This is a genomic window from Sorangium sp. So ce1504 (assembly GCF_051521635.1).
In the GTDB taxonomy this organism is placed as follows: Bacteria; Myxococcota_A; Polyangia; order Polyangiales; family Polyangiaceae; genus Sorangium; species Sorangium cellulosum_B.
Genome location: NZ_CP150365.1, coordinates 6,676,971 through 6,689,970, shown reverse-complemented (window position 1 = coordinate 6,689,970; position 13,000 = coordinate 6,676,971). Strand labels below are relative to the sequence as shown.

General features: G+C 70.6%; 3 protein-coding genes. All 3 read left to right on the top strand.

What is annotated here, in order from left to right; all coding sequences use genetic code 11:
* The first annotated feature begins 103 nt into the window (after positions 1-103).
* The 3 genes from WMF39_RS25005 to WMF39_RS24995 all read left to right on the top strand — a co-directional run bounded on the left by WMF39_RS25005 (position 104) and on the right by WMF39_RS24995 (position 12,497).
* Positions 104-1,009, top strand: a complete 906-nt coding sequence (locus WMF39_RS25005) for a hypothetical protein (protein WP_437738989.1) — start codon at positions 104-106, stop codon at positions 1,007-1,009.
* Between the two features lie 866 nt (positions 1,010-1,875).
* Positions 1,876-7,065, top strand: a complete 5,190-nt coding sequence (locus WMF39_RS25000; RefSeq protein WP_437738988.1) for an nSTAND1 domain-containing NTPase — start codon at positions 1,876-1,878, stop codon at positions 7,063-7,065.
* A gap of 914 nt (positions 7,066-7,979) precedes the next feature.
* Positions 7,980-12,497 carry an nSTAND1 domain-containing NTPase gene (locus tag WMF39_RS24995; RefSeq protein ID WP_437748026.1) on the top strand — a complete coding sequence of 1,506 codons (4,518 nt, stop codon included), beginning with the start codon at positions 7,980-7,982 and terminating at the stop codon, positions 12,495-12,497.
* The last annotated feature ends 503 nt before the right edge of the window (positions 12,498-13,000 follow it).

Sequence of the window (13,000 nt, the reverse complement as noted above, 5' to 3'; positions counted from 1 at the left end):
CGCGGCGACAGTCCACCACGAGGCCGCTGGCGCGCAGCTTGCAATCGGCCGACGCCGCTGAGCGCTCCAGCCCTGTCCACGAGCGCCAGCGAGGAGAAACGACATGCCGAAAGCGAAGTTCGCGAGCGCTTCCCGGAATCCGGGAGCGCGGCCCGCGCCGTCCGGGCCCTCCGAGGCGTCCCTGCCGCTGGCGCTCACCGCGGCCGAGCAGGATCTCCTGGGTCGCGCTCTCCGGTTCCTCGTCAACGTCCAGGCCGCGCCCTTCATCGCGCGGGCGCGTCGCGAGGGCTACGCGGCGAACGAGCACCGCGAGGGGTGGCGGCTATTCAAGCTCGCCTCGGGCGAGCAGCGCCCGCTCGAGCACCTCTTCGCGGACGCCGCGGTGGAGGCCGCGAGCGGCGGAGGCGTCGAGGGCGCCGAGCGGATGCAGCTGCTCCGGGAGGTCGACGTCTTCGAGAACACGTGGTTCCCGCGCACGCGCGCGATCATCCGCCGCGTGGTGGCGCGCGAGCGGCGCGACGGCTTCGAGGCCGCGTTCTTCAAGCACCTGGAGCCGCAGCCGCTCGGGTCGACGGTGACCATGTCGGTCGGGACGTACCTCCGCCGCCTGGAGGGGCTCGCCAGGAACAGCGATGGCGACGCGAAGAAGGTCCACAGGATGCTCGCGGCGCGCGGGCTGACCGAGGCGAAGGTGCAGCAGGTGCGCGATCTGCTGGCGAAGCTCGAGGCCGGCGCCGGGGCGCAGGCGCAGCCGCCCCGGGTGCCGGCGGCCGAGCTGGCGAGGGCCTGGCGGGAGCAACGGGAGGGGCTCGAGGGCCTGCGGGGCTGGTTCAACGACTGGGCGACGACGCTGCGGCAGGTCTTCCCGGTGAAGGCGCAGATCCAGCTCGGCCTCACGGCCGTGAGGCGCACGGCGGCCGCCGGAGAGGTGATCGAGGAGGACGTGTCACTCGACGAGGACGAGGGCGCCGAGGGCGAAGTCACCGGCGCGGAGCCGCCGCTCGGCTGACGCTCCTCGGCCGCCGTGGTGCCGGACGGGCGCCCTCGGCGCTCACGCTGCCAGCGCAGATCCCGCGCGCAGGCGCACAGGCCACACCGGTGGCGGGTGACGGGAGCCCGCGCGGCGCCAGGCCGCGGACGCGGCTACGCAACCGCTTGCTCTCTTCCGCAATGGTTTGCGGCATCCAGCAAAAGGTCGCGCTCGGAGGTCCCCGGCGGAACGTCCCGCACGGCACGAGCACGGCTGCGTGCAGGCGGCCGCGCTGCGAGCAGGCGGCCGCGCTGCGAGGGAGACTCGCCCCGTCCACTGGGCTCGTCGCCCGCGCCACGACTCGGTTCTTCGCCTGAACCACGATTCGGGCTCGTCGCCTGAGCCCTCCCTGGGCCCGTCGCCTGAGCCACAGCCCGTCTCCTCGCCTGAGCCACAGCCCGTCTCCTCGCCTGAGCCACAGCCCGTCTCCTCGCCTCAGTCTGAGCGATGACTGGGCTCGTCACCCGAGCGCTGACTGGGCTCGTCGCCTGAGCCACCGCCCGGCTCCTCGCGTGTGCCACGGCTCGGTGCCTGGGAATTGCCGCAATGCCGAGCGGCCTGAAATGGCGGAAGAAAAGGAGGAGAACGACGGGAGCCCTTGTGTGAAGGAGAGGGGCTGACGCATCCGAGGCGCCGACACCGGACGATGTGGGGGGGTATGCTATAGAACCTTCCAACAGGCAGCGACGGTTGGCTGCTTGAGCATCGGTCCGGGTACGCCATCGGGTTCTCTCGCCAGAGCGGCGCGACGAGCTCGACATTCGGGAGCGTTGCGTGTCGACAGGGGGTGGGGACGTTTCACCCGGAGCCGCCGCGCGGGCGTGGCAGCGATCGGAGGGGCCAGGATGAGCCGCGAGACCCTCGCGCCAGGGACGGTGTTCCAGGGTCGCTATGAGATCCTGTCCTGCTGCCGAGCGAGCGGCCGAACCGTCGTTTACAGGGGCCGGCGCATCGGGGGCGGTCGGCCGATCGTCCTCCAGATCCTCCATCTGCCTCGCGATGGAGACGGCGGGCACCATGCGCGGCGCTCCATCTCGCGGTTCCTGCGGGAGATGCGCTCTGGCACGCGGCTCCACCACGCTCCGATCGTCCGGCCCGTCGACTGGGGGCATGCCGGCGAGGGGCGGCTCTATACCGTCTTCGAGCTCATGCCGGGACACACCCTGCGGGAGGTGATGCCCTCGCAGGACGACCTGCAGCAGCATGCGCTCGGCGCGACCCTGCCGCAGGCGACGCTCGAGGAGACCCCGCGCCGCGACGCCGAGGCCCGGGAGCAGAGACAGCCGGGCCGGCCGGGATCGAGCGGAATGCGCGGCGAGCGTGGCGAACCGGCCGAGACCACGCTCGCGCTCGCCGGCCTGGCACCCACGGAGGCGTCGGCCGGCGCGACGCCCGAGGAGCGAGCGCGCGAGGCCGCAGCGCCGTCGGTACGCGACGCGCACGACGCGCACGGCTCAACCACGGTGGGGGGAGCGGCGCCGACGGGGCGCGGTCCGGGCTCCGCGCTGCCGGACGTCGGCGGCACGATCAAGCATTACGAGATCATCCGCAAGCTGGGCCGGGGCGGCATGGGGATCGTGTACCTGGCCCGCGACACGAAGCTCGGGCGCCTCGTCGCGATCAAGCTGCTGCTCGAGTTCAGCGGACAAGGAAACGAGCGCTTCCTGGACGAGGCGCGGGCCACGGCGCGCTGCCGTCACGAGAACATCGTGGTGATCCACGAGGTGGACGAGATCCGCGGACACCCGTACCTGGTGCTCGAGTACATCAAGGGCCGCACGCTGAGCGAATGGCTGACCCAGCGCGAGCACCCGAGCGCGCCAGGGCCGCTCGCCGCGATAGGGCCGTCCGGCCCGATGTCGCCCGGCCAGGTGGTGGAGCTGATGATCCCTGTGGTTCGCGCGCTGGTCTGCGCGCACGAGCTCGGGATCGTGCACCGCGATCTGAAGCCGGAGAACATCCTCATCGACGACGCAGGGAGCATCAAGGTGCTCGACTTCGGGATCGCGAAGCAGCTCGACGCCAGGGTGATGTCGACGCTCACGGGCACGCAGGCGACGCTCGCGCGAGGCAACGGCGATGGCCACCGGAGCGGGCTCATCGGTACGCCGGCGTACATGTCGCCCGAGCAATTGCTGGGCGGGGACGTGGATCCTCGCAGCGACCTCTGGGCCGTGGGCATCCTGCTGTACACGCTGCTCGTGGGGACGCACCCGCTCGACCCGTTCTCGGTCGCGCGGCTCGCGGACATCGTGAAGCTCGATCTCCCCATGCCGCGCGTGAGCGCGCGGCGCCCGGACGTGGGCGCGCTCGGCGACCTTGTCGATCGGTGCTTGAAGAAGCGCAAGCACGAGCGCATCGGCTCGGCCAAGGAGCTGCTCGCGGAGCTGGAGGCGCTGCTGCCCGGTCGAAAGGCGCTCGAGCTGGGCGACGACGAGAGCCCGTTCGCCGGGCTGTCCGCGTTCCAGGAGTCGGACGCGCCGCGCTTCTTCGGCCGCGATCGCCAGATCGCCGCCACGACGACGCGGCTGCGCTACCAGCCGCTCCTCACGGTCGTCGGGCCGTCGGGGGCGGGCAAGTCGTCGTTCGTGCGCGCGGGGGTGATCCCTGCGTTGAAGCGCTCCAGTGAGCGGTGGGAGACGTTCATCGTGCGGCCGGGGCGCCGGCCGCTGTCGGCGCTCGTCGATGTGCTCGTGCAGGTGGCCGAGTCCGAGGTGGCCAGCACGGGGGCCGGGCCGCCCGAGCTCGCGGACCACGATGGGATCGTCGCCACGCTGCGCGCGCAGCCGGGGCACCTGGGCGCTCGGCTGCGCGCGCGCTGTCGCCGCGAGGGGACGAGGCACCATGTCCTGCTCTTCGTCGATCAGTTCGAGGAGCTGTACACGCTTGGCGCCAGCCGCGAGGAGCGGGCCGCGTTCGTGGCCTGCCTGGAAGGCGTGGCCGACGACGCGTCATCACCCCTGCGTGTGCTGCTCGCCGTCCGCTCGGATTTCCTCGATCACATGGCCGATGATCACGATTTCGTGATCGACGTGACGCGCGGCCTGTCGCTGCTGCCGCCGATGGGGCGCGACGGCCTGCGCGACGCGCTGACGAGGCCGCTGGAGGCGGCCGGTCATCGCTTCGAGACGCCCGAGATGATCGAGGACATGCTGGGCACGCTGGAGAGCACGCGGAGCCCGCTGCCGCTCTTGCAGTTCACGGCCGCGAAGCTGTGGGAGGCGCGGGATCGCGAGCACCGGCTGCTGACGAGAGACAGCTACGAGCGGCTGGGCGGCGTGGCCGGCGCCCTGTCCGGGCACGCGGACGCGGTGCTCTCGGCGCTGCCGGCGCGCGAGCAGCGGCTGGCCCGCGCGGTGCTCGTGCGCCTGGTCACGCCCGAGCGCACGCGCGCGGTGGTCAGCCTGGAGGAGCTCCATGGGGTGGCGCAGAACGGCAGGGGTCCTGCGGGCGAGGCGATCGTGCAGGTGGTCCAGCACCTGGCCGGTGCGCGGCTGCTGCTGATCGAGACCGGGGGCGAGCGCGAGGGCACGACGGTGGAGCTGGTGCACGAGTCGCTGATCGAGCGGTGGCCCAAGCTCCGGCAGTGGCTCGCCGAGGGCGAGCAAGACGCGCAGTTCCTGGCCCGGCTGCGCGCCTCGGCGCAGCAGTGGGAGGCGAGCGGCTGGGCCGAGGGGCTGCTCTGGCGCGACCGCGCGGCCCAGGACGCGAGGGCGTGGTACGAGCGCCGGCGCGCCGCGCAGGGCGCCGACGGGCGAGCGGGGCTGAGCAAGCGCGAGGAGCGCTATCTCCTGGCCGTCGTGGAGCTCGCCGAGCGCGCGCGGCGCTTGCGACGGCAGCTTGCCGTGGGCGTGATCGCGACGCTCAGCGCGTTCGCGGTCATGGTGTCGTACCTGGCGATCCGCGCGCAGGCGGACGCGCTCCTGGCGCGCAATGCCACCCGCATGGCCGCGGCGCGCGAGCTGCAATCCGATCCCACGACGGTGCTGGCGCTCTTGCGGGAGGTCGAGCCGCCCGAGGTGCCGCGCGGGTGGGCCACCCTCGCGCGCTGGGCGCTGCACAGCTGGGTCGCGCGCGTGGTGCTCACCCATCCGGATTTCGTCATCCGCGCGGCGTTCAGCCCCGACGGCAAGCACATCGCGACGATCTGCGCGGACAGGGCCGTGCGCGTGTGGAACGCGGATGGCACGGGCGAGCCGCTGGTCCTTCATGGCCATGACGCGCCGATCAACTCGGTGGCGTTCAGCCCCGACGGCAAGCGCATCGTGACGGCGTCGGACGACAGGACCGCGCGGGTGTGGAGCACGGCGGGTGCGGGCGAGCCGCTCGTCCTCCGCGGTCACGAGGAGGGGGTCTATTCGGCGGCGTTCAGCCCCGATGGCGGGCGCATCGTGACGGCGTCGTTCGACCGGACCGCGCGGGTGTGGAAGGCGGACGGCACGGGCGCGCTCGTCGTCCTTCGGGGTCATGCGGAGCCGGTCTATTTCGCGGCGTTCAGCCTCGACGGCGGGCGCATCGTGACATCGTCGTTCGACCGGACCGCGCGGGTGTGGAAGGCGGACGGCACGGGCGAGCCGGTGGTCCTGCCCGGTCACGAGGATGCCGTCTACTCGGCGGCGTTCAGCCCGGATGGCAAGCGCGTCGTCACGGCGTCGTGGGACAAGACGGCGCGGGTGTGGAACGCCGATGGGTCGGGCGAGCCCCGGATCCTGCGCGGCCACGAGGACGTCGTCTACTCGGCGGCGTTCAGCCCGGATGGCGAGCGGATCGTCACGGCGTCGTGGGACAAGACGGCGCGGGTGTGGAACGCCGATGGGTCGGGGGAGTCTCGGATCCTGCGCGGCCACCAGGATCGGGTCTACTCTGCGGTGTTCAGCGCCGACGGCAGGCGCATCGTCACGGCGTCTTATGACAAGACGGCGCGGGTGTGGAACGCCGAGAGCACGGGTGAGCCCCTCAGCCTCCGTGGTCACGAGGATTCCGTCTCCTCGGCTGCGTTCAGCCCGGATGGCAAGCGCATCGTCACGGCGTCGTGGGACAGGACGGCGCGGGTGTGGAACGCCGAGATCGCGGGAGCGCCCGTGATCCTCCGTGGCCACGAGGGAGAGGTGTTCTCGGCGGCGTTCAGCCCTGACGGCAAGCGCGTCGTCACCGCGTCCGACGACAAGACGGCGCGTGTGTGGAACGCCGACGGCTCGGGGGAACCGCTGGTGATCCGTGGCCACGCGGACAGGGTGCGTTCGGCGGCGTTCAGCCCTGACGGCAAGCGCATCGTCACGGCGTCCTTCGACAAGACGGCGCGTGTGTGGAACGCCGACGGGTCTGGAGAGCCCGTGAAGCTCCGTGGTCACGCGGACAGGGTGCGTTCGGCGGCGTTCAGCCCTGACGGCGAGCGCATCGTCACCGCCTCGTATGACAACACGGCGCGTGTGTGGAGCGCCGATGGCACGGGCGAGCCCGTGGTCCTGCGAGGGCACGATCGTTGGGTCGTATCGGCGGCGTTCAGCCCTGACGGCAAGCGCATCGTCACGGCGTCGTGGGACAAGACGGCGCGGGTGTGGAACGCCGACGGCACAGGCAAGCCCGTGGTCCTGCGTGGTCATGAGCACCTGGTCAATGCTGCGGTGTTCAGCCCTGATGGCAAGTATGTCGTGACCGCGTCCGACGACAAGACGACGCGGATATGGAATGCCGACGGCACGGGCGAGCCCCTGGTGCTGCGCGGGTCCGATGCGTCCGTCAACGCGGTGGCGTACAGCCCCGATGGCAAGCGCATCGTCACCGGATCCGACGACAAGGTCGCGCGGGTGTGGACCGACCTCGAGCCGCTGCGCGGCGTCGATGACCCGAAGCTGTGGACGGCGACGACCTACTGCATGCCCGTCGAGCGGAGGATCGAGCTCCTTCGTGTGCCCGAGTCGGCCGCCCGGGCGAGCCAGGAGGCCTGTCTGCGGCAGGTCGCCGCGGTCCGCGCGGCCGCGCCGGGGGGGCAGGCGGATTCGGGGGGCCGGCTGCGCGGCACGGCCGGCCGATGACGAGCGTCGCTGCGTCGAGCGCGTGAGCGCGGCCATGAAGCAGCGGGCTCTGGCGCTGCTCGCAGGTCCATGCTGCGTCTGGCGAGGAAAGCGCGAGAGCGTCGGGGGGTCGGAGATTGTCGGAAAGAGACCCGTCGAGACGTCGGGAGCGTCGATGTCGGGCGATGCGTGGGGGCGATGCTATAGATCATTGAGGACAGGCAGCGAGGCTGCCTGAGCATGGGATCGGGTATGGCGTCGAGCTCTCTCGTCAGGGAGGGGCGACAAGCTCGACCGTTGGGATCGCTGCTTGTCGATGCGGGGTGAGGATGTTTCGCCTGAAGCTGGCGAGCGAGGTGGCGGCGAGCGGAGGGGCCAGGATGAGCCGGCGGATCCTCGCGCCAGGGATGGTGTTCCAGGGCCGCTACGAGATCTTGTCATGCTTCCGGGCGAGCCGCCGAGCGGCCGTCTACAAGGGGCGGCTGATCGAGAGCGGTCAGCCGATCGTCGTTCAGATCCTGCGCATGGCGCGGGACGGCGCTGGCGCGCATCTGGTGCGGCGTGGCCTGGCGCGATTCCTGCGGGAGATGCGCTGTTGCACGCGGCTCCACCACCCCCGCATCGGCTGGCCCATCGACTGGGGGCACGCTGGCGAGGGGCGGCTCTATGCCGTCTTCGAGCTCGTGCCCGGACGTGCGGCCAGCGTGGAGGGCAACGGGCGGGAGGAGCTGGAGCCGAGAGGAGAAGGGGCGAGCGGAGATTCCGAGATTCTGGTGCGGCGACGGCCGGACCACACGATCGCGAGCGGAGCTCCTGGTGAAGCGGCCGTGCGTACGCTCGCGCTCGCCGGGATGGCGCCCACGGAGGACGCGGCCGACCTGGTGCCCGAGGAGCGAGCGCAGGAGGCCGCGCTGCTGCCGGCGCAAGATGGGAAGATGCTGGCGGGAGCGACGCTAGCGGAGTGTGCTCTGGACTCCGTGCTACCGGACGCAGGCGGCACGATCAAGCATTACGAGATCATCCGCAAGCTGGGCCGGGGCGGCATGGGGAGCGTGTACCTGGCGCGAGACACCAAGCTCGGGCGCCTTGTCGCGATCAAGCTCCTGAGCGAGCACAGCGGGCAAGGGAGCGAGCGCCTTCTGGCCGAGGCGCGGGCCACGGCGCGCTGCCGTCACGAGAACATCGTGGTGATCCACGAGGTGGACGAGATCCGCGGACACCCGTACCTGGTGCTCGAGTACATCAAGGGCCGCACGCTGAGCGAATGGCTGACCCAGCGCGAGCACCCGAGCGCGCCAGGGCCGCTCGCCGCGATAGGGCCGTCCGGCCCGATGTCGCCCGGCCAGGTGGTGGAGCTGATGATCCCGGTGGTCCGCGCGCTGGTCTGCGCGCACGAGCTCGGGATCGTGCATCGCGATCTGAAGCCGGAGAACATCCTCATCGACGACGCAGGGAGCATCAAGGTGCTCGACTTCGGCATTGCCAAGCAGCTCGATGTTCAGATGATGTCGACGATCACGGGGGCGCGGGCGGCGCTCGCGGGAGGCGGTGATCTGGGCCATCGGAGCGGGCTCATCGGTACGCCGGCCTACATGTCGCCCGAGCAACTGCTGGGCGGGGACGTGGATCCTCGCAGCGACCTCTGGGCCGTGGGCATCCTGCTGTACACGCTGCTCGTGGGGGCGCACCCGCTCGACCCGTTCTCGGTCGCGCGGCTCACGGACATCGTGAACTTGGATGTCCCAATGCCTCCCGTCAGCGCTCGGCGCCCGGACGTGGGCGCGCTCAGCGATCTGGTCGTCCGGTGCCTCGAGAAGCGGAAGCAAGAGCGGATCGGCTCTGCCAAGGAGCTGCTCGCCGAGCTGGAGGCGCTGCTGCCCGGCCGAAAAGGGCCCGAGCTCGGCGAGGGAGAGAGCCCGTTCGCAGGGCTATCGGCGTTCCAGGAGTCGGATACCGCGCGGTTCTTCGGTCGCGATCGCGATGTCGCCGCCATGACAGCGCGGCTGCGCTACCAGCCGCTGGTCACGGTCGCCGGTCCCTCCGGGGCGGGCAAATCGTCGCTCGTGCGCGCGGGGGTGATCCCTGCGTTGAAGCGCGGCAGCGAGCGGTGGGAGACGTTCATCGTGCGACCAGGGCGCCGGCCGCTGTCGGCGCTCGTCGATGTGCTCGTGCAGGTGGCCGAGCTCGAGGTCGCCGAGCACGACGGGATCGTCGCCACCTTGCGCGCGCAGCCGGGCCACCTGGGTGTTCGGTTGCGAGCGCGCTGTCGCCGTGAGGGGACGAGGCATCATGTCCTGCTCTTCGTCGATCAATTCGAAGAGCTCTATACTCTCGGCGTAGCGCCCGAGGAGAGAGCTGCGTTCGTCGCCTGTCTGGAAGGCGTGGCCGACGACGCGTCGTCGCCCCTGCGCGTCCTGCTCGCCATTCGCTCAGATTTTCTTGATCGAATCGCCGATGAACACGATTTCATGGGCGATGTGACACGCGGCCTCAGCCTGTTGCCGCCGATGGGGCGCGACGGCCTGCGAAACGCGTTGACGAGGCCGCTGGAGGCGGCTGGTCATCGCTTCGAGACCGCGGAGATGGTCGAGGACATGCTGGGCACGCTCGAGAGCACGCACAGCCCGTTGCCACTCCTTCAGTTCACGGCCGCGAAGCTGTGGGAGGCGCGGGATCGCGAGCGCCGGCTCTTGACGCGAGACAGCTACGAGAGGCTGGGCGGCGTGGCTGGCGCCCTGTCCGGGCACGCGGACGCGGTGCTCTCGGCGCTGCCGGCACGCGAGCAGCGGCTGGCCCGTGCGGTGCTCGTGCGCCTGGTCACCCCCGAGCGCACGCGCGCGGTGGTCAGCCTGGACGAGCTTTACGGTGGCGCTGCGGGCAGTGAGGAGGGGGCGCTTCTGGCGATCCCGCAGGTGGTCCAGCACCTGGCCGGTGCGCGGCTGCTGCTGATCGAGACCAGCGGCGAGCGCGAGGGCACGACCGTGGAGCTGGTCCATGAGTCCTTGATCGAAACGTGGGCGCGGCTCAGGCAGTGGCTTGCGGAGAGCGAGCAAGACGCGCAGCTCTTGGCCCGGCTCCGAGCCGCGGCCCAGCAGTGGGAGGCGGGCGGGCGCGCCGAGGGGCTGCTCTGGCGCGACCGCGCGGCCCAGGAGGCCCGAGCATGGTACGAGCGCCGCAGCGCTGCGCAGGGCGCCGAGTGGCGCGTCGGGCTCGGCAAGAGGGAGGAGCGCTATCTGCTGGCCGTCGTGACCCTCGCCGAGCGCGCGCAGCGCTTGCGGCGGCGGCTTGCGATGGGCGTGATCGCCGCGCTCGTTGTGATCGCGCTCATCGTGTCTTACCTGGCGCTCCGCGCCGAAAAGGAAGCGGAGCATGCGCAGACCGAAGCCCTTCAGGCGCGCAATGCCACCCGCATGGCTGCAGCGCGCGAGCTGCAAGCCGATCCTACGACCGTGCTCGCGATCTTGCGCGAGGTCGAGGCGCCCGATGTGCCACGAGGATGGGCCGCTCTTGCGGGTTGGGCGCTGCACAGCTGGGTCGCTCGCGTGATGCTCACCCATCCGGACGGCGTCGTATGTGCGAGCTACAGTCCTGACGGCGAGCGCATCGTGACCGCATCCTGGGATAAGACCGTGCGTGTGTGGAACGCGGATGGTGCGGGCGAGCCCCTGGTCTTCCGAGGTCACGAGAGCGTCGTTCGTTCAGCGGTGTTCAGCCCTGACGGACAGCGCATCGCGACGGCGTCGCATGACAAGACGGCGCGTGTGTGGAACGCGGATGGTACGGGCGAACCCCAGGTCTTCCGGGGTCATGAAGCCCCTGTCCATTCGGTGGCGTTCAGCCCCGACGGCAAGCGCATCGTCACCGCCTCCTGGGATAAAACCGTGCGGGTATGGAACGCGGATGGTACGGGCGAACCCCAGGTCTTCCGGGGTCATGAAGCCCCTGTCCATTCGGCGGCGTTCAGCCCCGACGGCAAGCGCATCGTCACCGCGTCCTTGGACAGGACCGCTCGCGTGTGGAATGCGGATGGCACGGGCGAGCCATTGGTCCTCCGTGGTCACGAGGAGGGGCTCTATTCGGCGGCGTTCAGCCCCGACGGCAAGCGCATCGTCACCGCGTCCTTGGACAGGACCGCGCGTGTGTGGAACGCGGATGGAATCGGCGCGCCCCTTGTCCTCCGCGGTAATGAGGAGCAGGTCTCTTGGGCGGCGTTCAGCCCCGACGGCAAGCGCATCGTCACCGCGTCGTTGGACAGGACCGCGCGCGTGTGGAACGCGGATGGAATCGGCGAGCCGTTGATCCTTCGTGGCCACGACGATGTCGTCTACTCGGCGGTGTTTAGCCCCGACGGCAAGCGCATCGTCACCGCGTCGTTGGACAGGACCGCGCGCGTGTGGAGCGCGGATGGGGTGGGCGATCCCGTCGTGCTTCGCGGTCACAAGGATCCGGTCGTTTCGGCGGAATTCAGCCCCGACGGCGAGCGCATCGTCACAGCGTCGTTGGACAGGACTGTACGCGTGTGGAGCGCGGATGGCGTGGGCGATCCCTTGGCGCTGCGCGGTCACAAGGCCCCCGTCTTTTCGACGGCGTTCAGCCCCGACGGCAAGCGCATCGTCACGGCGTCAGGGGACAAGACCGTACGTGTGTGGAGCGCGGATGGCGTGGGTGATCCCTTGGTGCTTCGCGGTCACGGGGATCCGGTCTTTTCGGCGGCGTTCAGCCCCGACGGCAAGCGCATCGTCACGGCGTCATGGGACAAGACCGTACGTGTGTGGAGCGCGGATGGCGTGGGCGATCCCTTGGTGCTTCGCGGTCACGAGGATCCGGTCGTTTCGGCGGTATTCAGCCCCGACGGCAAGCGCATCGTCACGGGGTCATGGGACAAGACCGTACGTGTGTGGAGCGCGGATGGCACAGGCGAGCTCCTGGTCCTGCGTGGTCACGAGGGTCCGGTCTTTTCGGCGACGTTCAGCCCCGACGGCAAGCGCATCGTCACGGGGTCATGGGACAAGACCGCTCGCGTGTGGAACGCCGACGGTACGGGCGAGCCCCTGGTCCTGCGTGGTCACGAGCACTGGGTCAGTTCGGCGGCGTTCAGCCCCGACGGCAAGCGCATCGTCACCGCGTCCCGGGACCACACGGTGCGGATATGGAATGCGGATGGCAGGGGCGAGGCCTTGGTCCTTCGCAGCTCCGATTCCCCGGTCAACAGCGTGGCGTTTAGCCCCGATGGCAAGCGCATCGTCACTGGGTCCGATGACAAGGTCGCGCGGGTGTGGACCGACCTCGTGCCGCTTCACGGCGTCGATGATCCGAAGCTGTGGACTGCGACGACCTACTGCATGCCCGTCGAGCGGAGGATTGAGCTCTTCCGCGTGCCCGATGCCACCGCTCGAGCCCACCAGCGGGCCTGTCTGCGCCGCGTCGACGCAGCCCGCGCGGCTGCTCCTTGAACTCGGCCGGACTCGGCTGTCGAACCACGCGACACGGCCGACCGATGAGGAGCGTCGCTGCCCCGCGTTGTACATGCTGCCACGGCGGGTCGGCGCGCCGCCCGGGGTCGCGGTCTGCCCGTCGGCCAGGTTGCTCACCCGAGGCGCGACTGCAATAACAGGGTGCCACGACCAACAAGACCATTGCGCGGAAATCGCTGGAACGTCGAGTGAACTGAGATTGTGGGGAAGGGAGCCGTCCGGGCCTCCAGAGCGGCGATGCCGGACGGGGCGCGGGGGACGATGCCATCGAGCAAGGATAGGCAGCAAGGCTGCCTGAGCGTCGAGCCGGATACGCCGTTGAGCTCTCTCGTCTCGAGCAGCGCTCCTGGTGAAGAGGCGGTGCGCACGCTCGCGCTCCCCGAGCTCGCGCGCGCGGGGGCCGCGGCTGGCTCGATGCTTGAGGAGCGAGCGCAAGAGACCGCGGTCCGGTCGTCACCGGCGTCGAAGACGCTGGCGGGCGC